At 35.6% G+C, this 23,676-nt stretch carries 27 protein-coding genes; 14 read left to right on the plus strand and 13 right to left on the minus strand.

Features of this window, described 5'->3' with window-relative positions:
• Positions 1-14: 14 nt before the first annotated feature.
• Entirely contained in the window at positions 15-1,127 is a 1,113-nt protein-coding gene (gene atpB / locus NG809_RS02825) for a F0F1 ATP synthase subunit A (protein ID WP_262147886.1), read from the minus strand.
• A gap of 450 nt (positions 1,128-1,577) precedes the next feature.
• Here atpB and ffh point away from each other — a divergent pair, with 450 nt between their 5' ends.
• The 4 genes from ffh to NG809_RS02845 all read left to right on the plus strand — a co-directional run bounded on the left by ffh (position 1,578) and on the right by NG809_RS02845 (position 5,094).
• Positions 1,578-2,939: a signal recognition particle protein gene (ffh, locus tag NG809_RS02830; protein ID WP_262147887.1), complete on the plus strand. Its 1,362-nt coding sequence runs from the start codon at positions 1,578-1,580 to the stop codon at positions 2,937-2,939.
• 378 nt (positions 2,940-3,317) lie between these two features.
• Positions 3,318-3,644 (plus strand): hypothetical protein, encoded by a 327-nt coding sequence (locus NG809_RS02835; protein WP_262147888.1) that lies wholly within the window; start codon positions 3,318-3,320, stop codon positions 3,642-3,644.
• 116 nt (positions 3,645-3,760) lie between these two features.
• Positions 3,761-4,651 (plus strand): hypothetical protein, encoded by an 891-nt coding sequence (locus NG809_RS02840; protein ID WP_262147890.1) that lies wholly within the window; start codon positions 3,761-3,763, stop codon positions 4,649-4,651.
• A 56-nt stretch (positions 4,652-4,707) separates the two neighbouring features.
• Entirely contained in the window at positions 4,708-5,094 is a 387-nt protein-coding gene (locus tag NG809_RS02845) for a hypothetical protein (protein WP_262147892.1), read from the plus strand.
• Positions 5,095-5,268: 174 nt separating this feature from the next.
• On the opposite strand, the gene NG809_RS02850 is transcribed toward NG809_RS02845, so the two are convergent.
• The 7 genes from NG809_RS02850 to NG809_RS02880 form a co-directional block, all read right to left on the minus strand.
• Complete coding sequence (locus NG809_RS02850; protein WP_262147894.1) at positions 5,269-5,916, minus strand: outer membrane beta-barrel protein; 648 nt, start codon at positions 5,914-5,916, stop codon at positions 5,269-5,271.
• 83 nt (positions 5,917-5,999) lie between these two features.
• The gene (locus NG809_RS02855) at positions 6,000-6,671 is read right to left on the minus strand and encodes an outer membrane beta-barrel protein (protein ID WP_262147908.1); all 672 of its coding nucleotides are present in this window, start codon (positions 6,669-6,671) and stop codon (positions 6,000-6,002) included.
• Between the two features lie 210 nt (positions 6,672-6,881).
• Positions 6,882-7,388 (minus strand): hypothetical protein, encoded by a 507-nt coding sequence (locus NG809_RS02860; protein ID WP_056031583.1) that lies wholly within the window; start codon positions 7,386-7,388, stop codon positions 6,882-6,884.
• Positions 7,389-7,503: 115 nt separating this feature from the next.
• Complete coding sequence (locus tag NG809_RS02865; protein WP_262147912.1) at positions 7,504-8,022, minus strand: outer membrane beta-barrel protein; 519 nt, start codon at positions 8,020-8,022, stop codon at positions 7,504-7,506.
• Between the two features lie 176 nt (positions 8,023-8,198).
• Positions 8,199-8,864, minus strand: a complete 666-nt coding sequence (locus NG809_RS02870; protein ID WP_262147914.1) for a porin family protein — start codon at positions 8,862-8,864, stop codon at positions 8,199-8,201.
• A gap of 180 nt (positions 8,865-9,044) precedes the next feature.
• Positions 9,045-9,704 (minus strand): porin family protein, encoded by a 660-nt coding sequence (locus NG809_RS02875; RefSeq protein WP_262147916.1) that lies wholly within the window; start codon positions 9,702-9,704, stop codon positions 9,045-9,047.
• Positions 9,705-9,790: 86 nt separating this feature from the next.
• The gene (locus tag NG809_RS02880; protein WP_262147918.1) at positions 9,791-10,750 is read right to left on the minus strand and encodes a PhoH family protein; all 960 of its coding nucleotides are present in this window, start codon (positions 10,748-10,750) and stop codon (positions 9,791-9,793) included.
• Positions 10,751-10,882: 132 nt separating this feature from the next.
• Here NG809_RS02880 and NG809_RS02885 point away from each other — a divergent pair, with 132 nt between their 5' ends.
• Together NG809_RS02885 and NG809_RS02890 are read left to right on the plus strand one after the other, a co-directional pair.
• The gene (locus NG809_RS02885) at positions 10,883-11,710 is read left to right on the plus strand and encodes an SAM hydrolase/SAM-dependent halogenase family protein (RefSeq protein ID WP_262147921.1); all 828 of its coding nucleotides are present in this window, start codon (positions 10,883-10,885) and stop codon (positions 11,708-11,710) included.
• Between the two features lie 63 nt (positions 11,711-11,773).
• Positions 11,774-13,093 carry a dihydrolipoamide acetyltransferase family protein gene (locus tag NG809_RS02890; protein WP_262147922.1) on the plus strand — a complete coding sequence of 440 codons (1,320 nt, stop codon included), beginning with the start codon at positions 11,774-11,776 and terminating at the stop codon, positions 13,091-13,093.
• Between the two features lie 80 nt (positions 13,094-13,173).
• On the opposite strand, the gene NG809_RS02895 is transcribed toward NG809_RS02890, so the two are convergent.
• Positions 13,174-14,106 (minus strand): hypothetical protein, encoded by a 933-nt coding sequence (locus tag NG809_RS02895; RefSeq protein ID WP_262147923.1) that lies wholly within the window; start codon positions 14,104-14,106, stop codon positions 13,174-13,176.
• Positions 14,107-14,549: 443 nt separating this feature from the next.
• Between NG809_RS02895 and NG809_RS02900 the strand changes: the two genes are divergently transcribed.
• A complete protein-coding gene (locus NG809_RS02900; RefSeq protein ID WP_262147925.1) occupies positions 14,550-15,914 on the plus strand; it encodes a chloride channel protein in 1,365 nt (454 codons plus the stop codon).
• Here NG809_RS02900 and NG809_RS02905 read toward each other — a convergent pair.
• On the minus strand, positions 15,911-16,504 hold the full coding sequence (locus NG809_RS02905; protein ID WP_262147926.1) for a hypothetical protein: 594 nt from the start codon (positions 16,502-16,504) through the stop codon (positions 15,911-15,913). The genes NG809_RS02900 and NG809_RS02905 overlap by 4 nt on opposite strands.
• A gap of 122 nt (positions 16,505-16,626) precedes the next feature.
• Between NG809_RS02905 and rpsF the strand changes: the two genes are divergently transcribed.
• From rpsF to rplI, 3 genes are all read left to right on the plus strand, one after another.
• On the plus strand, positions 16,627-16,968 hold the full coding sequence (gene rpsF, locus NG809_RS02910) for a 30S ribosomal protein S6 (RefSeq protein ID WP_056031598.1): 342 nt from the start codon (positions 16,627-16,629) through the stop codon (positions 16,966-16,968).
• A 30-nt stretch (positions 16,969-16,998) separates the two neighbouring features.
• On the plus strand, positions 16,999-17,301 hold the full coding sequence (gene rpsR, locus NG809_RS02915; protein WP_056031600.1) for a 30S ribosomal protein S18: 303 nt from the start codon (positions 16,999-17,001) through the stop codon (positions 17,299-17,301).
• A gap of 128 nt (positions 17,302-17,429) precedes the next feature.
• Complete coding sequence (gene rplI, locus NG809_RS02920; protein WP_262147929.1) at positions 17,430-17,948, plus strand: 50S ribosomal protein L9; 519 nt, start codon at positions 17,430-17,432, stop codon at positions 17,946-17,948.
• Positions 17,949-18,100: 152 nt separating this feature from the next.
• Here rplI and NG809_RS02925 read toward each other — a convergent pair whose 3' ends face one another.
• Positions 18,101-18,688, minus strand: a complete 588-nt coding sequence (locus NG809_RS02925) for a thioredoxin family protein (protein ID WP_262147931.1) — start codon at positions 18,686-18,688, stop codon at positions 18,101-18,103.
• A 154-nt stretch (positions 18,689-18,842) separates the two neighbouring features.
• Here NG809_RS02925 and NG809_RS02930 point away from each other — a divergent pair, with 154 nt between their 5' ends.
• The 4 genes from NG809_RS02930 (at position 18,843) to NG809_RS02945 (ending at position 21,927) form a co-directional block, all read left to right on the plus strand.
• Positions 18,843-19,724: a lysophospholipid acyltransferase family protein gene (locus NG809_RS02930; protein WP_262147933.1), complete on the plus strand. Its 882-nt coding sequence runs from the start codon at positions 18,843-18,845 to the stop codon at positions 19,722-19,724.
• The gene (locus NG809_RS02935; RefSeq protein ID WP_262147934.1) at positions 19,721-20,701 is read left to right on the plus strand and encodes a glycosyltransferase family 2 protein; all 981 of its coding nucleotides are present in this window, start codon (positions 19,721-19,723) and stop codon (positions 20,699-20,701) included. Before NG809_RS02930 ends, NG809_RS02935 begins: the two co-directional genes overlap by 4 nt.
• Entirely contained in the window at positions 20,701-21,213 is a 513-nt protein-coding gene (locus NG809_RS02940; protein ID WP_262147935.1) for an endonuclease V, read from the plus strand. Before NG809_RS02935 ends, NG809_RS02940 begins: the two co-directional genes overlap by 1 nt.
• Positions 21,214-21,372: 159 nt before the next feature.
• Positions 21,373-21,927: a 3'-5' exonuclease gene (locus NG809_RS02945; RefSeq protein ID WP_262147937.1), complete on the plus strand. Its 555-nt coding sequence runs from the start codon at positions 21,373-21,375 to the stop codon at positions 21,925-21,927.
• 6 nt (positions 21,928-21,933) lie between these two features.
• Here the strand turns inward: NG809_RS02945 and apaG are convergent, their stop codons facing one another.
• Together apaG and odhB are read right to left on the minus strand one after the other, a co-directional pair.
• Positions 21,934-22,320 (minus strand): Co2+/Mg2+ efflux protein ApaG, encoded by a 387-nt coding sequence (gene apaG / locus NG809_RS02950; RefSeq protein ID WP_262147940.1) that lies wholly within the window; start codon positions 22,318-22,320, stop codon positions 21,934-21,936.
• Positions 22,321-22,403: 83 nt separating this feature from the next.
• Entirely contained in the window at positions 22,404-23,660 is a 1,257-nt protein-coding gene (gene odhB / locus NG809_RS02955) for a 2-oxoglutarate dehydrogenase complex dihydrolipoyllysine-residue succinyltransferase (protein WP_262147942.1), read from the minus strand.
• Positions 23,661-23,676 lie beyond the last annotated feature (16 nt).

Consider the following 23,676-nt stretch of genomic DNA (forward strand, 5'->3'; position numbering starts at 1 on the left):
TAAATTCTGTTTAATTAGTGAGCGTGCTCTTCATGATGATCCTGTACTGCGATACCAATAAATAATGCTGATAATACAGTAAAGATATAAGCCTGTAAAGCTGCTACCAATAATTCAAGTACTGATACAAATAATGCCAATGGTACAGATGCAAATCCTAATAAAGGAGATTTGAAGATGAAGATCAAAGAGATGATCGCCAAAATCATAATGTGACCTGCCGTTACGTTGGCAAAAAGTCGCATCATCAATGCAAAAGGCTTTGTAAAGATCCCGATGATTTCAATTGGAACCATGATCGGGTATAATAATAAAGGTACTGGTGGCATAAAGATGTGCTTCCAGTAATCTTTGTTTGCACTGAATAATGTAATTAATAAAGTGATGATTGCCAATACTGCTGTGATCGCAATGTTTCCTGTAAGGTTAGCTCCGAATGGAAAGAAAGGAATCAATCCGAAAAGGTTGTTGAACCAGATAAAGAAAAATGCAGTTAATAAATAAGGCATATATCTTTTATACTTCACAGATCCGATGTTTGGAATCGCCACTTCGTCTCTGATGAAAACGATCACCGGCTCCAGTAATCTCCCCGCTCCTTTCGGTAACTGAGATTTTTTATAGTTTCTTGCCATTCCGATGAAAATTACAGCCATGAAAATAACTGAAAGAAGCATCGCTGCAGTATTTTTAGTAATAGAAAGATCAAAGTAAGAATCAGCTGCAGATTGTTTTCCTGAAATCATTCCGAAAAGTCTTGCTTCCTGAATTCCTTTTGTAGAAACTACTTTACCGTGTTGTAAAGTATAGCCGTCGTGCTCATGACCGTGTGCGATATCGCTGGAAAGGAAAGTATGCCATCCTGCATTGTCCTTGATAATAACAGGAAGAGGAACAGAAACGTGATGCTCTACACCGTTATCATCTTTAGTAGTCCATAAATGCCATTCGTTTGAATCACCGATGTGCTCCATGATCATTTCTGTAGCATTGAAGCCTTTTTCGCCCTCTTTGTGCTCTACTTTTTCAGCAGATTTTTCACCTTCAGATTCGCGCTGTGCAGAAGCAAAACTACCGACAAGTACAAATAAAAATGCGAAAAATAATGAAGAAATCTTTCTGTTCATATCTCTTTTTTAATCGTGTGCAAATATATCGAATTTATTACAGTCTGCAAATATTAAAAATTGATTTTTATCATCAAAAAAATCACGATTTGTTAATCAGTTTTATCACACTCAAATATATAAGAAAAGACGATATAATAAAACATACCACAAGAAAGAGAAAATTCTCTCTCGTTTTCTCTATCATTACTAAAGAAATTACAAGCCATACCACATCTTTCCCCATGTTTAAGGCCAGAAATTTCATCGCAGAATTCTCTTTTCCGTACATATATTTTCTAAAAATAAAGTACACAACCAGATTAAAAATCAGCATTAAAAGAATTACAACAAAACAATCAAAAAAATACATTTTGCAAAAATAAAATTATAATTGAAAAACAGCGACATAACGATGTTTTAAATTCTTAAAAAAAAGCTTATTTTTGCAAACCTTATATATTATTTTTTATGTTTAATAGTTTACAGGATAAATTAGATAAAGCACTGCACAACATTTCCGGAAGAGGAAAAATCACTGAGATTAATGTTGCGGAGACCGTAAAAGAAATCAGAAGAGCGTTGGTAGATGCCGACGTTAACTATAAAGTTGCCAAAGACCTTACCAAGAGAGTTCAGGACAAAGCGCTGGGACAAAACGTTCTTACATCGCTTACTCCGGGACAGCTGATGACCAAAATCGTTCACGACGAGTTGGTAGAATTGATGGGAGGTTCTCAGGAAGGCATCAATCTTTCAGGAAAACCATCTGTAATTCTTATCGCCGGTCTTCAGGGTTCAGGTAAAACCACTTTCTCCGGAAAGCTTGCCAATTATTTAAAAACAAAAAGAAGCAAAAAACCTTTATTGGTAGCGTGTGACGTTTACCGTCCTGCTGCAATTGATCAGCTAAAAGTTTTGGGTGGACAAATCGGAGTTCCGGTTTTTACTGAGGAAGGTTCTGTAGATCCTGTTTTCATTGCGACCAATGCCATCAACTTTGCAAAATCAAACGGTCATGATATCGTAATTGTCGATACGGCAGGTCGTCTGGCGATTGATGAGCAGATGATGCAGGAAATAAAATCTGTACATTCTACCATCAAACCTAGCGAAACTCTTTTCGTAGTAGATTCAATGACAGGTCAGGATGCGGTGAATACTGCAAAAGCCTTTAACGATACTTTGAATTTTGACGGAGTTGTCTTAACGAAATTAGACGGTGATACCCGTGGTGGAGCTGCTTTAACGATTCGTTCTGTAGTTGAAAAACCAATCAAATTTATCTCTACCGGAGAAAAAATGGAAGCTTTGGATCTTTTCTACCCTGAAAGGATGGCCGACAGAATTCTGGGAATGGGAGACGTTGTTTCCTTGGTAGAAAGAGCTCAGGAGCAGTTTGATGAAGAGGAAGCGAAAAAACTTCACAAGAAAATTGCTAAAAATGAGTTTGGTTTTGATGATTTCTTAAAGCAGATCAACCAGATCAAAAAAATGGGTAACATGAAAGATTTAATGGGAATGATCCCGGGAGTTGGAAAAGCCATTAAAGATGTTGAGATCAGCGACGATGCTTTCAAACATATCGAAGCGATTATTCATTCTATGACTCCCAATGAGAGAAGAAGACCTTCTATCATCAATACGCAGAGAAAAAACAGAATTGCAAAAGGTGCAGGCAGAAAAATTGAAGATGTCAACGCTTTGATGAAACAGTTTGACCAGATGGGAAAAATGATGAAGATGATGCAGGGACCACAGGGAAAACAAATGATGCAGATGATGAGCAAAATGCCGAATATGCCAGGAATGGGCGGAATGTTTGGAAAATAGCAATTGCTTTTGGCTATTTGCTTTTGGCTAATGGCTTTAAAATACAACTCTCAGATTTTTTCTGGGAGTTTTTTTTGTGATATTCCCAGAAGATTTTAAAAATATTCTCATTTTTTAGAGCCTTTTTAAAAATTATTAAAATAGTTTGATTATATTGATTTTTAAAGTCTTGCTTCATTGCGTCTTCGACAGGCTCAGACTGACAAATCTAATACTAACGGCTCAATTTAACGGTGTCACTCTGAGCTTGTCGAAGAGTTTTTTGAACCAGAATTACTTTTTTGATAAAATTTAAACAGGATCTTAGAATTGTTTGCTATTTTTATGGAATTAAATAAAAATTGACGAAGTGCCCGAAGACAAAAGTTGTGCGACATCATGAAAAACGAAACACTGAAAGAAATATCACAAAATTATCCTAATCAAATTATGTTTAACGACATCGGTGATTTTGAAAATTTTGATGAACGTTTATCTGTTATTGATTGTATCATAGTCAATACAATTGGTGTGGAAGAAGGATTTATTGAATTTACTCCAGACAATAATCCACCGTTAGAAGATGAAATTTTATGTTGGATCTGGGCATTCAGACCTGACTTAACAAATGAAATTCTCGAAATAAATAAGAATGAAGATTTAAAATTTGCTTTAAATTCATATTTAAACAACTCTCTGGATAAATTTTGGGATTATATCAGCTAAATTATGAGCGAAAACCATATTCAACATGCCGTAAGTTAAAAAAATTATTGATTTTATCCTTATTGAACATTTCCGTCCGCTAAAAATTGTATTCTAATAGCTATAAAATCATCAATATGAAAAAACTGATTTTACTTCTGATAATTCTCACATTCAATTTTTCTGCGAAAGCTGAATGTAGCTTTTCCGGTATTAACGTTTGGCCGACTCAACAAAATATTGCACCCAATTCAATTATTATTATAGAAGGATATGCGGAGTCTCAAGAATTGATCTTACAGCTTAATAAGAAGAATAAAATTTATTTAACAGGAAATTCAGAAAGAGTTGCAATAAAAGTTGTAAGAATTTTAAAAGGGCAATTTGGGCTTACACAGGCAATTTTACAGCCGGAAAGAGAACTTCAGACGGGGAAAACGTATGAGCTTATAATTGAAGGTCTTGGAGAATTTGAGAAAAAAGACTATACAGTTACAAAATGGACAGTCAGTTTAAAAAAAGATTTTGAAAAGCCTGTCTGGGATTGTTTACCAACCTACAATAACCGAAGTTTCACCGCATTCGGATGTGGACCTGAAATGCATGTGAACTTTTGTGGAATATTAAAAGACAACTCACCAACTCTGATTTATGCCAAAGTCTTTAACCGAAAAAACAAAACACATTCTGACTATTTTTTAACAGGTGAAGGTCAAAATATCTCAATAGGACATGGTATGTGTAGCGGAGCTTTCGCTTTTGATGAAGACACTGAATATGAAGTTCAGTTTGGTCTTATGGATGCAAGCGGAAATGAAAATATGGAATTAACTAAGCCTGTAACGTTTACAAGACCGACAGAAAGAGATGATTCTGAAAGTAAATCTACCTGCAACTGCAAAACAAACTCAACAGCGAGTATAGCAAAAGACAGCAAATCTAAATTATTGATGTACTTCGCGTTTGGAGGAATTTTAATGGCTGTTGGTACAATAATCTATCTGAAACGGAAAAAAGTAGTTAGCTAAAATATAGTAAATACACCGCTGTATAAATTCAGATCAAAACAGAAAACGAATTGCTTATGAAAACGAAGGCACGAAGCTTTAATTACAGCGATTTTGAAGCAGTAAAAAACATTGCGCTCACGTTTCCAGGCACTGAGGAAAGCACGTCTCATGAAGGTACGCCATCGGTTAAGGTTCGGGGTAAACTGATGTGCAGACTTCACGACAGCGGAGAGTTTATCCCGATTCGGCTTGATTTTGAAATCCGTGACAAATATTTAGAGATTTATCCTGAAATTTTTCATCTGCCGGATCATTTTAAAAATTATCCCTACATCTGTATGTGGATTAGCAATCACAATAGAAAATTAATCACTGAGGTTCTTGAACTGAGCTGGAAAGGGCTTGCGACTAAAAAACAAATCAGGGAATATGAAGAAAGTAAGATGGAAAATAACTCTTGAAGTTTTGAAAAAAAAATAACTCCAAAAAAGAATTTCTATTGATTAATTTTAAATTTATATACATTTTAAAACATTGTAAATGAAATATCTGAAAATATTTCCTGGACATTAAACAGAACAAAAAAAATCCTGAGAAAAAAATCTCAGGAGTAATTTATTGAAGATATTTAACGGCTATTTATCTGTTTTTTCAGCTTTTGATTTTATAAAATAAGAAAAACCTAAATTAACACCAAAAGTATTTCTGGATGTTTTGTAATCTATCCCAGAATACGTTTCTTTAGTGTAAAACTGATCGAAGCCCAGTCCTAAATTCAGCCCTAAAGATTGAGTTGCCATGTAAGTAACTCCACCTTTCACCTTCCAAGACAGACCATCTGTAACTGTTTCAGTTTCCAATAAAAGTAAGGGATCAATTGATGAACTGTCAAAGTCATATTTTAATTTGTTGGTCGAGTAGCCAATACCAGCACCTAAAAAAGGGATAAACTTAGTTCCTGTTTTGAAATAATAGGTCGCAGTTGGCATTACTGAAAATGAAGAAACTGTTGTTTTATTCAAATTTTCTTTCGTTGTAATACTGTTAAACCCTAAGTCAATTCCTACAGCGAGTCCGTCAATGACAAAATAACCTGCTGATGGAGTTACAGAAAATGAACTGATTTTAGTTTCACCGTATTTCGCTCCATTTACTTTTGTATAGGTATTTGTACTGTTGAAACCAACGCTGGTATTTCCACTGATTACCCAGTCTCCTTTTGTCATTTGTGCATTTGTAAGTACAAAAAGTACAAATGCACCAATAGTCACTAGTTTTTTCATAGTTTATTGATTTAAAGGTGCGAATTTATAAAAAAAATCCTGAGAAAAAATCTCAGGATCTTATAATTTATATTTTATACTAATTACTTAGAAAATACATATTTAACACCGATTGTTACAGCAGTTAAATCAAGACCGAAGTTGTAGTTGTTTGTAGCAACACCACCTTTTGGTTTGAAGTTGTTGTACCCAAATTCACCGATTGTAGCTTCGATAGTCCAGTTTTTGTTTAAGAAATAATCTAAACCTGGTTTTACAGTTACACCAACAGAAGTAGCTTTAGCTTCAGAAGAAGAAGATACTGTAGTTACAGTGCTTCCTGAAGTAGTAACAGAAGTAGTTTCGTTTTCAACTTTTCCGAAAGCCATAGGAACAGCTAACTGACCGAAGAAATATAATTTGTCAGATAAAGTCCAGTATTTTCTTGCGAAAGGCTCAATAACGAAAGCAGGAGTTCTCTGCTCGTTAGTTGTAACATTAGTTACAGAACCGATTGTAGTTGTGTTGATTGAAGTAACTTTAGAAGTAGCAAAACCTACACCTAAACCTACAGCGAAGTTATCAGCAACGAAGAATCCAGCAGTTGGAAGGATGTTGAAATCTTCTACTTTGTTGTTTCCACTGTTAGTTTCAGTTTGAGAGTAACCTACTGAACCTGTTAAATACACAGTTCCTTTAGCGATTGGTCCTGGAGTTGTCTGAGCGTTTCCTAATCCGAAAAGTGCGATTGCACTAGCCATTAATAATTTTTTCATTTTGAATAATTTTATACTTTCTTGGTGCAAATGTATAGTGACAATTTTCAAAATTAAAATTTGTTAATATGATTGATATCACCCGTTAACATTGAGTTTTTATAACAAAAAATCGCACCGCAATGAGATAAGTCAATTATCGGCAATTATATCAAAAAAAAATTCCGATTTTGCAACCGGAAAAAAATTATTGTTGATTTTTTATCAATTTTACTTTAGAAAGAAATTTACCCCAAGATTAATGGCGCCAAAGTTAGAATCAATTCTTCTGTCTCTTCTTTCCCAGTCCCCTCTTTCACTTCCAATATTCTGATAACCTAAATACAGTTCTGCTTTAGGCAACTGAAAACCCACTTTAGGATATACATAAAGTCCGCTGTTGATACCTTCTTTAGTTGAAATCGCTCCACCCAAATCCAATCCAACAAAAAGCGGAAGTCCGTTGAATCTGTATTTCCCGGAAGCCGCCAACGGAATAAATCCGAAATCATCCCATCTGTCTTTCCCGAAAAAATGAGAATATCCTGAAGCAATACCTACGTCCAAACCTTTCATAACAGTCCACATATAAGCTGCATCAACTCCTAAAGTAAAGGCTGCAACTTCTGAAGCATCACCCACGGGAGCACCGATGTGACCTCCTAATTTAAAACCTGACTGCGCGTTTGCAAAATTTCCAAATAAGGCAAAGGCTCCTAATAAAATTAACTTTTTCATTTCTTTTTAGTTTAAAATTATTTTATAATGCCTACCACACTGCAAAACCGATGCCGCACAAAAAAGCAGAGCATAAAATGCCCTGCCGTATTCTACAAACTTGTAGGTAAATTACTTAAAATTTAATTGCATAACCAATGTTAACTGAACTTAACTCTGTACCTTCTTTACTGATACCTTTATAGCCTGCGTAAATCGTGTGTTTTTCTGCAAATGTATATCCGATTTTAGGTTGATAGTAAAAGCCTCCACCATCAGCATCACCAGTAAGGAAAGCATATCCTAAGTCTGCCCCAAGATTAAAACCACCATCAAAATTATACTGCGCTGTAGCAGCTACCGGAATAGATCCGATATTAAATTTATATGACTGAGCTGGAATAGAAATTGGTCCCATAGAAATTCCGGGAACAGTATATTCTTTACCAAAATAATAAGAGTACCCGGTTGTTGCACCCAATTCAAAATTATCAGAAAGTGCCCATGTGTAAGCCACATCTACTCCTGCATTGAAAGAATAATCGTCATTGAAAGGTAGGCCCGCATGAACACCGACTTTAAATCCATTCTCCTGTGCGTTTGCTGCTGTAGTTCCCAAGATCGCAAATGTTGCGATAAGTAATAGTTTTTTCATTTTTATAGTTTAATTAAGTCTGCTCAAATATATCACAATTTCAAGAACTGACAAATGATTTTTTGGGGACTTCAGATCTGACTTGTATCACTCGTTTTATACTTACGAATTCTTCTTTTAAAACAAAAAAGAATCGCCTTCTCAGACAATTCTTTTTGTGTAATTTTTGGCAAATATTACTTACCTCCAAACTTGAAACCAACCCCAATCTGGAAGAAGCTGTTTTTCAAAGTTTCGTTTCCTTCAGGGTTTTTGATCATATTTGAAACACCAAGGTTGTATCTTGCATCAAAGAACAATCCGTTGTTCAATGTATATTCTGCTCCGATAAATGGTGCAAGGTTAAGAGAATTTACTTCATCTTTAATATCTTCAGTTCCGCTTTCAGAAGCAGACTGTCCCATACCTGATGCTGTTACAGAATATTCTGCTTCAGCCATCGTTACTATACCCACATTTAAACCTAATCCGAATGCAAGATTTTCTGTAGCGAAATATTTTGCACTTACAGGAATCTGTACCATTCCGAATTTAATCTCAGACTTTGCAGTAGCATTTACAGTTACACCCATTTCTGTTACTGTGAAAGATTCTTCCTGCTTACCTCCAAGAGGTGAATACAAAACTTCTCCCTGAATACCGAATTTATCGTTGATTTTATATTCAACAAAAGCACCTGCATAGAAAGTAGATTTTGCGTCAAATTTTTCAGACTGCCCGTCACCTTTTAATTTCAGAGTAGATAAAGAGTAACCTGCTTTTGGACCGAATTTCACCGACTGTGCGTTTGCAGCTGTAGTTCCCAGGATCGCAAATGATGCGATAAGTAATAGTTTTTTCATTTTTTATAGTTAATTAATTGCGGTTCAAATATATCACAATTTAAAGAACTGCCAAATGTTTTCTGCACTGCAAAAGGCTGATTTATATCACTATCGCTAAACATTTAAATTCGTATCTGTCCACCAACTAAAAGAACCGCCTCTTCAGACAGTTCTTTTTTGTATTTATTACTGAAAATTTTAGTTTCCTCCAAATTTGAAACCTACACCAACCTGTAAAAAGCTGTTTGTAACTTTACCATCGCCTTTAGATAAATCGGAAACACCGTAGTTGTATCTTGCATCAAAGAACAAACCGTTATCAAGCATATACTCAACCCCTAAGAAAGGAGCGATGTTTAATGTATTCACTTCGTCTTTGATATCTACTTCATCATCACCAGCTATTTCAAGACCTGGAATTCCGATTCCTGCATCGATTACCGTTTTCTGCTTCGCTGATAAGATCAACCCGAAGCTTGCTCCCAATCCTACAGATAAGTTTTCTGTGATAAAATATTTCGCTGAAACAGGGATTATCAATGTTCCGAAAGTAAGTTTAGATTTCTCTCTGAAATAAAGCTGACCATCACTTACGTTATAATCTTCTTTACCTCCAAGCGGCGAGTACAGCAATTCCCCCTGTAGACCAAATGTATCACTGAATTTGTGCTCAACAAGACCTCCAATATAAAATGTATGCGAAGGATCTGTGCTTCTCGCTTCAAGATCATCCTGAGCTTCGTCTACTTTAATGGTAGATAAAGAATAACCTGCTTTTACACCAAATCTTGTTTCCTGTGCGTTCAACGCTGTAGTTCCCAGCAACCCTACGGCTGCAATAAGTAATAGTTTTTTCATCTTTTAATAAATTTTTAACAAATTTTAAGACTCCAAATATATCACATTTTCAGGAACTGCCAAATATTTTTAATTATTTTTCAAAATTATTGTTCACTCTGCTTTTTGTCTTCTTCGTTGTAAGCCAGAATAATTTTTTTCACAACCGGATGTCTCACCACATCTTCTTCTGTAAGATGCACAAAGCCAATCTCCTTCACATCTTTCAGAATTCTCATCGCTTCACGAAGACCGGACTGCTGTTTTGGTGGTAAGTCGACCTGGCTGGGATCGCCTGTGATGATAAACTTTGCATTCATCCCCATTCTGGTAAGAAACATTTTCATTTGGGAACGTGTTGTATTCTGAGCTTCATCCAGAATTACGAAGGCATCATCCAAAGTCCGTCCTCTCATAAATGCCAGTGGCGCAACTTCTATAATTCTCTTTTCCATGAAACCTTCCAGCTTCTCATGCGGAATCATATCGCGTAACGCGTCATAAAGCGGCTGCATGTAAGGATCGAGCTTTTCTTTAAGGTCACCAGGCAAAAAACCAAGGCTTTCTCCTGCTTCTACGGCAGGTCTTGTCAAAATAATTCGTTTAACTTCTTTATTTCTTAAAGCTCTTGCAGCTAAAGCAACACTTGTATACGTTTTACCGGTTCCGGCAGGTCCGATGGCAAAAACCATATCTTTTTTATCGGTTTCCTTTACCAGTTTTTTAAGATTGGTGGTCTTAGCCTTAATGATTTTCCCGTTAACGCCTTTTACGATAATATCCTGATCGAAAACCAGTTGTTTTTCGTTTTCATCTTTCAGATTAAGAATACTTTCAAGATCTTTCAGACCTATAGAATTATTATTGGAAATAAATTTGACGATATCGTCGAGTTTTTGTTTAAATATATCTAAAGCTTCCTGATTTCCCATGGCAAAAACAGAGTGATCTCTGCCGGTAATTTTAAGAGTAGGAAAACTTGATTTTATTAAATTGAAATATTGGTTATTCACCCCATAGAAGATTTTCACATCGACATCTTCCAGATCATAGGTCAGTTCAAACATGCAAATAGTTTATTTTATATTTTTTAAAGTTAAATTATTTTTTCTAAAATTATCCAAATACTTTTCCACAATTTGGGCATCTGTTTTTTAATTTTTAAATATCTTTGCGTTTCGCATTTCTACGCTTTTCTCATGTCTATTATTACGCTTACCTCAGATTTCGGGACTTTAGATTACAGGGTTGCAGCCATCAAAGGCAGCATTCTTTCGCTGAACCGTGAAGTAAATATTACAGACATTACCCACAGCATTCAGGCGTTTAATCTGGTGCAGACTTCGCACATTGTAAGAAATGCCTACAAATTTTTCCCTAAAGGAAGCATTCACATTATAGCTACAGACAGTTTTTATCATAAATCAAGGAGAAATATCCTGTATAAAGCCGATGGATCTTACTTCATTGCTGCCGATAACGGTGTTCTGAGTCTGATTTTTTTTGATATCAAACCTGAAGCCATCTACGAAATCACCCTTAACAACAGATTTGATGATGTAGTAAATTTCACATCTACCGATGTTTTCGTTCCTGTGGCAGTGCATTTAGCCAACGGCGGACTTCCTGAGGTGATCGGGAGAAAAATAGATTCTGCCAAACAGCTTTCTTTCCCAAGACCTGTTTACAATGAATCTGAAAAAATAATGGTTGGTGAAGTGACTTATATTGATAATTTCGGAAATATAATCTCAAATATTAACAAAGAATTTTTTGAAACTATTGGTCGCGGACAGGAGAATTTTACCATTAAATTCAGAAATTTAAGCTTGTCAAAAATATTTTCAACCCATACCGAATTGGTCTCCGACTGGGAGCGTGAGACAGAGTTCCACGGGCAATCTGCAGCGATCTTCAATGACAGTGATCTGTTGGAACTTACCATTTATAAAGGCAGCAAAAAGAATGGTGCTAAAAGTCTTTTCGGATTGAACGTGGGCGAAAAAATATTCATTCAGTTTTCATAAAATTATACATTTCGTAAAAAAACCGATTTTTTTTATATATTTGTCAAAATCTAAAATTCAAAAATGGCAGAATACAAATTATTGCTTCCTTCAATGGGTGAAGGCGTTATGGAAGCTACTGTTATCACTTGGTTATTCAATGAAGGTGATACTGTAAAAGAAGATGATTCGGTAGTAGAAATTGCAACAGACAAGGTAGATTCAGACGTTCCGACACCAGTTTCGGGGAAAATCGTGAAAATCCTTAAGCAGAAAGACGAAGTTGCAAAAGTAGGTGAAGCCATCGCTATTTTAGAAATTGAAGGAGAAGGCGGAAACACAGCTACAGAAGAAGTAAAAACTGAAACTTCAGCTCCGGATGCAGAAACCATCAAAGCAATTGAAGAGCCTTTGAATCCAACTGCTACTTCTCACGTAGAATTTTCAGGAGATCTTTATCTGTCTCCGCTTGTAAAATCTATCGCTCAACAGGAAAACATTTCCGAATCTGAACTGAAAACCATCAAAGGCAGCGGTCTGGAAGGAAGAATTACCAAAGAAGATATTCTGGCACACGTTGCCAACAGAGGAAACCAGAATCAGCAGGCAGCTCCACAACAAGCTGCTCCGGTTCACGCAGTGTCTGCTCCACCAGCTGCTACTTCAGCTCCGGCAGCTACAATTTCTGTGGGTGCAGGTGACGAGATCATTCCTATGGACAGAATGAGAAAAATCATCGCTGAAAACATGGTGAAAGCAAAACAGATTGCTCCACACGTAACCTCTTTCATCGAAACCGACGTAACCAACGTTGTAAAATGGAGAGCGAAGAACAAAGATATGTTCGAAAAACGTGAAGGTGAGAAACTGACTTTCATGCCGATTTTCGTAAAAGCGATTGTAAAAGCCATTCAGGATTTCCCGATGATCAATGTTTCAATTAATGGTGATAATATCATTAAAAAGAAAAACATCAATATCGGTATGGCAACAGCTTTACCGGACGGAAATTTAATTGTTCCTGTTATTAAAAATGCAGATCAGTTATCACTTTCAGGTTTGGCAAAAGCCATCAACGATTTGGCTTACCGAGCAAGAAATAAAAAATTAAGACCGGAAGATACTCAGGGTGCTACTTACACAATTTCTAACGTAGGAAGCTTTGGAAATTTAATGGGAACTCCTATTATTCCTCAACCTCAGGTGGCAATTATGGCGATTGGGGCGATTGTTAAAAAACCTGCAGTTCTTGAGACTAAGGATGGTGATGTTATCGCAATCCGCCAGTTGATGTTCATGTCTCACTCTTACGACCACAGAGCTGTAGACGGTTCTTTAGGTGGAATGATGTTGAAACACGTTCACGATTACCTTCAAAACTGGGATCTTAATACGGAAATATAAGTAATGAGTGATGGGTAATGAGTAATTGCCTGATGCTGATTTTAAATATAACCTTCGGAATTTTTTCGGAGGTTTTTTTATTATTCTGATTTTATTTGTGAATTTAAGTCATATTTTATTTCCGTTTTTAGTTTGAATCTTTTATTCTGATCAATCAGATAAATACTTTTCAGACTATCATTTTTATCAATATCAATTACCATATCATATTTATTTTTTTTGCTTGATTTTAAGATTTCATATAACTGATCCGGATCAAGATTTATTCTCATTTCCAAAATTCGATCGTAAGCATAATCTACTGTTTCTTTTTCCGCTGTATTCTTTTTGTGTAATGTAAGATTTAATTCGTCCATCAGATCAGCTTCCAAAAATTTACTTTTGTTTAAAAGATTTCCATTCACTAGTGAATCAGCATAATCATTTTTACGTCGGGAAAAATTATAGAAAGATACCGGTACAAACGAAAGACCGGAAAATTCGGAATCACTTTTCAAATTTAAATAAGGAATTATTTTCTTATCACTACGGGCAAAAAACACCATTTTTTCTCTGGTGAAATAATTATTAAACCATGGTTTTAACACTTCTTTAGCTTTGAAATTTTGTATAATTTTTTCATTCATAATAAGCTGAAACATATTATGTTTTCCAAATTTTATTTCAATATTATTATCTTCACTTATGTTTTGTATAAGAACCTCCGAAGGAAGATAACCATTAAATTCATAAAATTTATCATCTACATAATTAAACCATAGCAAATACAATTTTTCAGGAATAAATTCTTTTTTAATCGATTCATTATGTTGTATATCTGAAATAGATACAGAATCTTCTTTGATATAAAATCGATTCTCAAGTTTTGCAATGATGATATCATCACTTTGATTAAAACTTAGATCATAATCGAATTTTGAACTACGATTATAAGAAATCTCATTATAAATCATTCCTATAATCAGTCCAAAAGTAAGAATTGCTAATATACTGTTCCAAATTTTATTAACCATTGTTAAAAGCTTTAGCCATTCCTTTCAGCCACAATATAAAGAAAGTTAAGACGATCAAAAATATTATAAGAAAAATTAAAAATATTAAATAAATAATTCTGACAATTTTATTGTCGGTAATCAGAACAGTAGTAAAAACCAAAGAAATGTTTGCTATTAGAAGAAACTTATAATCCTGAAAAGAAAGATCATCAAATAGTATGGAACGCTGTAAGAAGAATAAATGCGAGAATATAAAAACCATGGGAACCAGTATAGTGGTTGCAGATGTTTTTTGCAAAATTCCAAAAATCTTCTTATTGATTTCAGACATTTAAATAAAATTTTAAAATAGAAAACAAACATAAATAAAAAGCTGGATTAAACTTCATAATGATTTAAATTTTACTAAAAATTTAAGAGGTAGATTTTCTTTTTCATAATTTTTGACATAAATTTGAAGTATGCGTAAAATTTTCATTTATCTCCGCAGAAGCCTCAAAAAATCCTTCGACAACATCCGAAACGAACAACTGAAAAATAACCTTCTTCAGGCAATTCCGTTTTGGGTCGGCTCAGTGATTACAGGTTTTTTTGCCGTGATGTATGCTAAAATATTTGCGTGGGGCGAAAATTTATTACATTTTATTCTCAACTGGCACGACTGGATGATTTTTTTAATCGCGCCGGTGGGTTTTGTACTTTCATGGTGGCTGGTTAAAGAATTTGCCCCCAATGCCAAGGGCAGCGGAATTCCGCAGGTGATGGCGGCTGTAGAACTGGCAAACCCGAAAGAACATAAAAAAATACGAAGTCTTTTAAGTCTAAAAATTATCGTTTTTAAAATTATCTCATCTGTTGTTCTGGTTATTGGCGGTGGTGCTGTAGGTCGTGAAGGTCCGACAATTCAGATTTCGGGATCGGTTTTCAGAAAGGTGAACGAATATCTTCCGGACTGGTGGCCGAAAATCTCCAAGAAAAACATGATTATGACCGGAGCTGCGGCAGGTCTGGCAGCGGCTTTCAACACTCCTTTAGGTGGAATTGTTTTTGCTGTTGAGGAACTCTCAAAAACGCATATCAATTACTTTAAAACTGCCCTTTTTACGGCTGTAATTATTGCAGGATTAACAGCTCAGACTCTAGCAGGTTCTTATTTATATCTAGGTTATCCGAAAACCGGTGACGTATCCTTGATGGTAATGTTTCCAATCATTCTTGTGGGTGGAATTGCGGGAATTCTCGCAAGTCAGCTTGCTGTGACCATGCTGAAAATGAGTGACTGGAAAAAAAGAAAACTGAAAACCGATAGATCTAACGTTTTATTCTTAATCGGCTGTGCTTTACTGATTGCCTGCATTTCATTTTTTATAAGTCGCGAGATTTTAGGTTCGGGAAAAGAAATTATGGAGCGTGTGCTTTTCACTCAGGATAAACATGAAAGCTGGTATGTTCCGATTTTAAGAATGCTGGGCCCTGCCCTTTCTTTCACTTCCGGTGGCGCTGGCGGAATTTTCGCTCCGGCACTGACAGCTGGAGCAAGTATCGGATCTGTGATTTCAGGAGTGATTCATTTAACTCCAAATGAAACCAATGTCGTCATTCTTGCTGGAATGGTGGCTTTTCTAACAGGAATCACGAGAGCTCCATTTACCTCTGCGATTATCGTTCTGGAAATGACCGACAGACATTCATTAATTTTCCATTTGATGCTGGCGGGAATGGTTTCCTCCCTATTCTCCATTTTAGTCAGCAGACATTCTCTGTATGATGTTTTGAAAATGAATTTCCTCCATGAATTAAGGAGTGAAGATAAAAAGCAGGATTAATCTTTTTTTAGAATAATCTGCAGATCTTTCATAGCAACAAGTACATCTTCCGCGGCTTGCCAATCGGTAAATTTAATAACTAGCTTATCCACTTCCGAAGACGATTTTTTAAATCTCTTGGTTACGATATTCAAATAATAAACATCTTTTCTTGGAGAAAGTTCATGGAATTTTATCACGTTTTCAAAATCCCAGAAATCGCCTTCATCAACTGTTTTTCCTTTTTTGTTTACTGAGTTTATTTTTAAATTGTTGCCGTCAAACTCAGCCTTTAGTTTCTGAAAATTATTGTATCGGTCAATTCCAAATTCATTAATTTTAGATACAATCAAAGCTTTCGCTTCCTCAGCATTTGAAAATTTACCTAAGATATCTGATTTATCATTGCTGTAGACAATTTTATAAATATCTGATTTATCAATTGAATGTGTCGGACCATCAGGATTATCGCTCTTTTTGTAGGTAACTTTCCATTTTGCAACCTCAATGATTTTCACTTCAATTTGATTTCCGTTTTTCCTGATAATTTTTTCCTGCGCAGAAAGAATTGTGGCTGAAAGAGATAAGCCGAGAAGTAAAAAGAATTTCATGAGTTATAGTTTTATTGCTTGCGAAAATACAAAAAACTGTAATTGAATGGATAATGTTTGTCTAACTGATAAATAATTTATATTTTTGCACCTCGAAATAATTAACAAATTCATTTAACATTATGAACAATTACGAAACTGTTTTCATTTTAACTCCCGTTCTATCTGAGTCTCAGGTGGAGGAAGCAGTGAACAAGTATGTAGATCTTTTGAAAGAAAAGAACTGTGAAATTGTCACTAGAGAAAATTGGGGATTAAAAAAACTGGCTTATCCGATTCAATTGAAAAAGAACGGATTCTACACTTTAATCGAATTTAAAGGAGAAGGTACTGTAGTTGCTGATTTAGAATTGGCATTCAAACGTGACGAGAGAGTAATCCGTTACCTTACTACAAAACTAGACAAGCATGCTATTGAGTACGCTGTAACAAGAAGAGCAAAAGTAAAAGCGGCTAGAGCTTAATCATTAACCAATTATTTAAAAGACAAAGACATGGCAATAGACGATATGGCAAAACAAGCCTCAGCTGGTGGAGAATCTGAAGTAAAATTCCTTACACCACTTGATATCAATACTAAAACTGATAAAAAGTACTGTAGATTCAAAAAATTCGGAATCAAGCACGTTGATTACAAAGATGCTGATTTCTTATTACAGTTCGTAAACGAGCAAGGTAAAATTTTACCAAGAAGATACACTGGTACTTCTTTGAAATATCAGAGAAAAGTTTCTTCTGCTATCAAAAGAGCAAGACACTTATCTTTACTACCTTACGTAGCTGACTTATTGAAATAATAAGAGCCAGGTAAAAAGGCAAAATAAACAAGTAAATACTTGTTGCTGAATTAATATTAAATTCTAACGAAGTATAGAGAAATAAAGAACATAAAGTTCTACTCTAAACTCTAAAACGGACAACAACAATGGAAATTATCCTTAAAAAAGACGTAGAAAACTTAGGTCTTGAATTCGATACAGTAAATGTAAAACCTGGTTACGCAAGAAACTTCCTGTTACCTCAAGGTATTGCACTTTTGGCTACACCTAAAAACAAAGCTGCTTTGGAAGCAACCTTGGAGTCAAGAAAAGAAGAAGAAGCTAAATTGATCGCTACTGCAAACGGTATCGTAGATCAGCTGAAGAAAACTTCTGTTACAATCCCTGCAAAAGTAGGTACTGGTGACAAATTATTCGGATCTATCAACAATGCAGATCTTGCTGCTGCTCTTGCTAAAGCAGGTGTACAGGTAGACAAGAAATACATCAAAATTCCTGGAAATACAATTAAAAGAACTGGTAAAGTTACTGCAAACGTAAGATTACACAGAAATGTTGAGTACAACTTCGAATTTGATATCGTTTCTGATGCTCCGGTAGAAGCTCCTAAACCAGCTGCTCCAAAAGCTAAAGTTGTAGAAGAAACTCCTTCTGAAGAAGCTTAAGACTTACAGAGATTTTCTCAAATATACAAACCACTTCGAAAGAGGTGGTTTTTTTGTGGCTGACAGATTATTTGAATTGATTCTCTTAATGAAATGATAATGTTTCATTCATTAAAACAAAAAAAACCGGAAAGATAATTCCGGTTTTATATTTAAGATTTTGGTTTCCAGCTGTTAAAAAAAGTTTTGACTTTTTCTAAACTGTAGCCTTTCCCGTCTTCCAAAACAGCACTGTCTTGAGTATGAATTTGTTTTCCGTTTTTATCCAAAACAATAAATACAGGATAGCCTAATTTGTCTCCAGGATTGCCATATTTAGCGAAAATCTTTTCATTTTTATTATCCGGCGACCAGTTCAGGTGATAGTAAAGATAATTATCATCAACCAATTTCTTCAACTCTGGCGTGGTTTGAACGTACTGATTGAACCTGAGGCACCAAATACACCAGTTCCCTCCAGCCTGAATCATGATGTTCTTATTTTCTTTTTTAGCTTTCGCAATCAATGCCTTAATGTCTTTTTCAGCATTTGCTTTGGCATCATACGGCTTTGGAAGTTTTGCTTTTTCTTCGGCTGCAGCTTTTTTCTTAGCTTCAAGATCGAGCTCTTTATGATCTGTTTTTACCAGAAGAGATTTATCTTTTTCACGTTCATCCACAGTGGTGTCTTTCTGAGCAAAAATCAGGTTTCCTGCCAGCAGAAATCCTAATGTGCAGATTATATTTATACTTCTTTTCATTTACTTTAAATTAAAAAATATCAGCTAAGTTAAATAATTATGTTAATATTTAGACTCGAAACCCCAAAAAAATCATCAAAATCTGTTCACTTTCACATTTTTACTTCAGCAAAAATTATGTAATGCTCTTATAATTCTTACCTTTGCATACCTTATGAATTTGCTCATCAAAATACTTTATCTGATATCTAAACTTCCCTTGAAGATTCTTTATGTATTTTCAGATATTATTTTTTTTCTCAACTATATTTTTATTGGCTACCGCAAGAAAGTTATTACGGAAAATCTCACCAGGTCTTTTCCTGATAAAAGCCGTGAAGAAATTGCTGAAATCAGGAAAAAATTCTACCTTAATTTTTCCGATTATCTCGCTGAGACAGTAAAATCTTTCAGTATTTCTGAAAACGAATCGAGAGTGAGAATGCAGCACATCAATCAAAACATCTTTCACGAGGCAAAAGCCGAGGGAAAAAACATTATTCTACTGGCAGGTCATGTCTTCAACTGGGAATGGATGAATGCTTTAGCGCGACTCACACCTCAAAAAAATTCTCATCCAGTGTACAGAAGGGTGAACAGCAGTTTTTGGGAAGATCAGATGAAAAAAGTCCGTAATAAATTCGGAAATGAAGCGATTGAAGCCAAAGAAGTTATTCTGAATATATTCAGAAATAAAAATGATGGCGAATCTATTTACATGTTTGTGGCAGACCAGACGCCGCATGTTTCCCATGTTAATTATGGTTTAAACTTCCTAAATCAACGTACACCAGCCTTCATCGGCTACGATAAACTGGCAACAAGAATGGATCTCGTTTTCATTTACTGTGAAATGAAAAAGGTAAAAAGAGGTTATTACCAGGTAAACTATCACAGAATTTATCCTGATGGTGAGAAATTTACAGAAAACGAAGTGGTAAGAAAATTTCATAAACATCTTGAAAATACCATCAACAAATATCCCGACAACTATCTGTGGTCGCACAGAAAGTGGAAATATCAGGATTCAATTAAAACTTATGATGGCGAATCATGACAGAAAATTCTAAAAAAACTGCCGTCGTTATTCTCAACTGGAACGGAAAAAGCTGGCTGGAAAAATTTTTGCCTTCAGTAATTCAATTTTCTCCAAAAGCCGAAATTTATGTTATCGACAATCATTCAAATGATGATTCTGTTTCTTATTTAAATCAACAATTTCCGACGGTCAAAGTCGTTTTAAACGATAAAAATTATGGTTTTGCAGGAGGTTATAATGAAGGTTTAAAGCAGATTGATGCAGAATTTTACTGCCTTCTCAATTCCGATGTCGAAGTCACAGAAAACTGGATTGATCCGGTTTTAAACTTATTTGAAAAGGATTCTTCCATCGCCGCGATACAGCCTAAAATTTTATCCTATGACAACCGGGAATACTTCGAATTTGCAGGCGCTGCGGGCGGTTTAATCGATAATCTGGGCTATCCTTACTGCAGAGGAAGAGTTTTTGATGATGTGGAAAAAGATTTGGGTCAGTACAACGACGAAACTGAAATTTTCTGGGCGTCCGGATGTTGTCTATTCATTCGTTCTGAAAATTTTTGGGAGCAGAAAGGTTTTGATGAAAGATTCTTCGCGCATCAGGAAGAAATTGACTTATGCTGGAGACTCATCAATTCCGGAAAGAAAGTTTTTTACACAGGAAAATCTTCTGTCTATCATGTTGGAGGCGGAACTTTAAACAAACAAAATGCCCAAAAAACGTTTTTAAATATCAGAAATAACCTTTCGATGATGCTTAAAAATTTACCTTTTCCAAAACTGATCTGGATTTTATTTTTTAGAATGTTATTGGATGGGGTTGCCTCATTTTATTTCGCATTAAAAAATGGATTTCCTCATTTCTGGGCTGTTGCGAGAGGTCATTATGGCTTCTACGTTCAAATTCCGGGAACCTTGAAACGCAGACAGAAAGTTCAAAAAGAAAAATATTTTCAGACAAAATGGTTAATTTTTAAACATTTTTTAAAGTGATGAATCTCGTTTTTGATACTTTTTATTTTGACGGAGATAAGGCCAATACGATCTGTCTTGCCTTTGAAAACTGGGATGCAGAAGTGGCTGATCGTGAATTTTCAGAAATCAGAGACGGCGTTTCAGAATATATTCCCGGAGAATTTTATAAAAGGGAACTGCCTTGTATTCTGGGTCTTTTTAATCAGATTAAAACTCAAATTAACGATATTTCGTGTATTGTAATTGACGGTTTTGTATATCTTGACGATGATTCTAAAGCAGGTTTAGGAAAACACTTATTTGACAGTTTAGACGGAAAAATTCCTGTAATCGGTGTAGCAAAAACTAACTTTGCAACGGTTGAAAAACTCAAGAAACAACTATACCGCGGCGAAAGCAAAGCTCCACTCTATATTTCGTCTGTAGGAATTGAGATGGAAACTGCTTGTGATTTGATTGAAAAAATGCACGGGAATTACAGAATTCCGACCCTACTGAAAAAAGTAGACACGTTGACAAGGCAATTTTAAATTTGAGATTTGAGATTTGAAATTTGAGATTCGGGATTCGGGATTCGCGTGTTAATAGTGAGTTATAACATTAGCTTCAGACTGAAAATCGTAAATTTGTAAACGTTAAACCTTAAACCTTAAACCTTAAACTTTAAACCTTAAACCTTAAACAAAAGAATGGATTTTTGTGCAATAGATTTTGAAACTGCAACCTTCGACAGAAGTTCGGCCTGTGAGGTCGGTGTTTGTATTGTGCAGAATTCTGAGATTGTCGAGACGAAAACATGGCTAATCAAACCTCCGAGTTATCCGTATTTTAGCCCGCGAAATATCGATGTACACGGAATTTATCCTGAAGATGTAAAAGATGCACCTACGTTTGATGAAATATGGTACGAAATAAATGATTTAATGTACGGAACGCTGATGATTGCTCACAACGCTGCATTTGATGCCGGAGTTCTCCGCGGATGCCTGAATCACTACGGAATTTTCGCTCCAAATCTTAACTACCTCTGCAGTATTCAAATCGCAAAAAAATCATGGAATTATCTTCCGAGATATGGCTTAAAACATCTTGCGGAACATCACAATTTAAGTTTTAATCATCACAGAGCCGGTGATGACGCGGAAGTATGTGCCAGAATTTCTCTGTTGGCTTTTGAGAAACTGTTCATTACAAGCAACGACGAAATTGCTGATGTAATGAAAGCCAAGATTAAAAAACTTTGAATCCTCTTAGTTTTGCAAAATTTCAGTAAGCAAATTAAATTTTGGAATATCGATTTCAAAATTTTCTTCTGTATCAAGGTTATTCACCAGGTATTTGCCACTCATATTTCCGACGCCTGATCGCAGCATAACATTAGAAAAATACGTGAAGGTTTCGCCCGACTGAAGCTCCGGAGTGAGTCCGATGACACCATCACCCACCACTTCGGTAAAACCAAATCCCACATCGAAAATCAGCCATTTGCGTTTCAGGATTTTTACGGGAAAATCGCTGCAGTTCTCAATAACGATGTTGTACTTAAAAACGTATCTGTTTTCAGACGGATACGAGTTTTTGCTATCGTATTCGGGGACGACGGAAACTTTTATATTGGAAGTAATTTTAGAAAACATCGTAATAATTTGATTTTGAAGATACAAAAACCCCGCCTTTTTTGAAGACGGGGTTTTGAAGTTTTATTTTAATTTAGATTTAATTAAAGCCCAAGACCTTTTCTTTCGTCTCCACCCAATAGAATTTCTACCGGATTGTCGATACCTTCTTTTACCGCAACAAGAAATCCTACAGACTCTTTACCGTCGATAATTCTGTGGTCGTAAGACATCGCAACGTACATCATTGGTCTGATGACAACCTGTCCGTCAACGGCAACCGGTCTCTGAATAATGTTGTGCATCCCAAGGATCGCAGATTGAGGTGGGTTGATAATCGGTGTAGATAACATTGATCCGAAAGTACCACCGTTTGTAATCGTGAACGTACCGCCAGTCATTTCATCAACTGTAATTTTACCGTCTCTTACTTTGGTAGCCAAATCTTTAATGTTTCCTTCAACGTTTGCGAAAGACATATTTTCAGCATTTCTCAACACAGGAACCATCAAACCTTTAGGACCAGAAACTGCAATTGAAATATCACAGAAATCATAGTTAATTTTGAAATCTCCGTCGATTGATGCATTTACATCAGGATACATTTGTAATGCTCTTGTAACCGCTTTTGTGAAGAAAGACATGAAACCAAGTCCAACTCCATGTTTTTGACCGAATTCTTCTTTATATTGTTTTCTTAATCTGAAAATTTCAGACATATCAACTTCGTTGAAAGTCGTCAACATCGCAGTTTCGTTCTTTACAGAAACCAATCTCTGAGCGATTTTTCTTCTTAAAACTGAAAGTTTAGTTGTTGTAGTAGATCTTGCACCTGTAGCAGAAAGCGAGCTTCCACCCATTGCAGGCTTAGCAGCTAATTCAGCGTCAGATTTAGAGATTCTTCCGTCTCTTCCAGAACCTGAAACCTGAGCAGCATCAATTCCTTTTTCGTCAAGAATTTTCTTTGCAGCTGGAGATGGAGAACCTGTAGCATAAGATTGAGGAGCAGCCTGAGCTGGCTTTTGAGCTTCCTGTTTCGGAGCTTCAGTTTTTGCAGGCTCAGCAGCTTTAGGTGCTTCTTCCTGTTTTGGAGCTTCAGCAGCTCCACCCGCAGGTTTTGCAGCATCTCTATCAATTAAACAAACAACCTGACCAACCTGTACCACATCACCTTCTTCAGCTTTCAATGTGATAACACCACTTTCTTCTGCCGGTAATTCTAATGTTGCCTTGTCTGAATCTACTTCAGCGATAGGTTGATCTTTTTCTACGTAATCACCATCTTTTACAAGCCAAGTTGCAATTTCAACTTCTGTAATTGATTCTCCCGGTGAAGGAACTTTCATTTCTAAAATTGACATATCGTATTTTTTATTT

Source organism: Chryseobacterium foetidum, from assembly GCF_025457425.1.
In the GTDB taxonomy this organism is placed as follows: Bacteria; Bacteroidota; Bacteroidia; order Flavobacteriales; family Weeksellaceae; genus Chryseobacterium; species Chryseobacterium foetidum.

Excerpts from the sequence above, each read along its gene's own strand:
- NG809_RS02895 (WP_262147923.1), bottom strand. The coding sequence starts at position 14,106 with ATGGTTAATAAAATTTGGAACAGTATATTAGCAATTCTTACTTTTGGA.
- rpsF (WP_056031598.1), top strand. The coding sequence starts at position 16,627 with ATGAACAATTACGAAACTGTTTTCATTTTAACTCCCGTTCTATCTGAG.
- atpB (WP_262147886.1), bottom strand. The coding sequence starts at position 1,127 with ATGAACAGAAAGATTTCTTCATTATTTTTCGCATTTTTATTTGTACTT.
- NG809_RS02870 (WP_262147914.1), bottom strand. The coding sequence starts at position 8,864 with ATGAAAAAACTATTACTTATCGCATCATTTGCGATCCTGGGAACTACA.
- NG809_RS02840 (WP_262147890.1), top strand. The coding sequence starts at position 3,761 with ATGAAAAAACTGATTTTACTTCTGATAATTCTCACATTCAATTTTTCT.
- rplI (WP_262147929.1), top strand. The coding sequence starts at position 17,430 with ATGGAAATTATCCTTAAAAAAGACGTAGAAAACTTAGGTCTTGAATTC.
- NG809_RS02875 (WP_262147916.1), bottom strand. The coding sequence starts at position 9,704 with ATGAAAAAACTATTACTTATTGCAGCCGTAGGGTTGCTGGGAACTACA.
- NG809_RS02940 (WP_262147935.1), top strand. The coding sequence starts at position 20,701 with ATGAATCTCGTTTTTGATACTTTTTATTTTGACGGAGATAAGGCCAAT.
- rpsR (WP_056031600.1), top strand. The coding sequence starts at position 16,999 with ATGGCAATAGACGATATGGCAAAACAAGCCTCAGCTGGTGGAGAATCT.
- NG809_RS02930 (WP_262147933.1), top strand. The coding sequence starts at position 18,843 with ATGAATTTGCTCATCAAAATACTTTATCTGATATCTAAACTTCCCTTG.
- NG809_RS02845 (WP_262147892.1), top strand. The coding sequence starts at position 4,708 with ATGAAAACGAAGGCACGAAGCTTTAATTACAGCGATTTTGAAGCAGTA.
- apaG (WP_262147940.1), bottom strand. The coding sequence starts at position 22,320 with ATGTTTTCTAAAATTACTTCCAATATAAAAGTTTCCGTCGTCCCCGAA.
- NG809_RS02855 (WP_262147908.1), bottom strand. The coding sequence starts at position 6,671 with ATGAAAAAATTATTAATGGCTAGTGCAATCGCACTTTTCGGATTAGGA.
- odhB (WP_262147942.1), bottom strand. The coding sequence starts at position 23,660 with ATGTCAATTTTAGAAATGAAAGTTCCTTCACCGGGAGAATCAATTACA.
- ffh (WP_262147887.1), top strand. The coding sequence starts at position 1,578 with ATGTTTAATAGTTTACAGGATAAATTAGATAAAGCACTGCACAACATT.
- NG809_RS02905 (WP_262147926.1), bottom strand. The coding sequence starts at position 16,504 with ATGAAATTCTTTTTACTTCTCGGCTTATCTCTTTCAGCCACAATTCTT.
- NG809_RS02865 (WP_262147912.1), bottom strand. The coding sequence starts at position 8,022 with ATGAAAAAACTATTACTTATCGCAACATTTGCGATCTTGGGAACTACA.
- NG809_RS02945 (WP_262147937.1), top strand. The coding sequence starts at position 21,373 with ATGGATTTTTGTGCAATAGATTTTGAAACTGCAACCTTCGACAGAAGT.
- NG809_RS02935 (WP_262147934.1), top strand. The coding sequence starts at position 19,721 with ATGACAGAAAATTCTAAAAAAACTGCCGTCGTTATTCTCAACTGGAAC.
- NG809_RS02925 (WP_262147931.1), bottom strand. The coding sequence starts at position 18,688 with ATGAAAAGAAGTATAAATATAATCTGCACATTAGGATTTCTGCTGGCA.
- NG809_RS02850 (WP_262147894.1), bottom strand. The coding sequence starts at position 5,916 with ATGAAAAAACTAGTGACTATTGGTGCATTTGTACTTTTTGTACTTACA.
- NG809_RS02900 (WP_262147925.1), top strand. The coding sequence starts at position 14,550 with ATGCGTAAAATTTTCATTTATCTCCGCAGAAGCCTCAAAAAATCCTTC.
- NG809_RS02880 (WP_262147918.1), bottom strand. The coding sequence starts at position 10,750 with ATGTTTGAACTGACCTATGATCTGGAAGATGTCGATGTGAAAATCTTC.
- NG809_RS02885 (WP_262147921.1), top strand. The coding sequence starts at position 10,883 with ATGTCTATTATTACGCTTACCTCAGATTTCGGGACTTTAGATTACAGG.
- NG809_RS02860 (WP_056031583.1), bottom strand. The coding sequence starts at position 7,388 with ATGAAAAAGTTAATTTTATTAGGAGCCTTTGCCTTATTTGGAAATTTT.
- NG809_RS02890 (WP_262147922.1), top strand. The coding sequence starts at position 11,774 with ATGGCAGAATACAAATTATTGCTTCCTTCAATGGGTGAAGGCGTTATG.
- NG809_RS02835 (WP_262147888.1), top strand. The coding sequence starts at position 3,318 with ATGAAAAACGAAACACTGAAAGAAATATCACAAAATTATCCTAATCAA.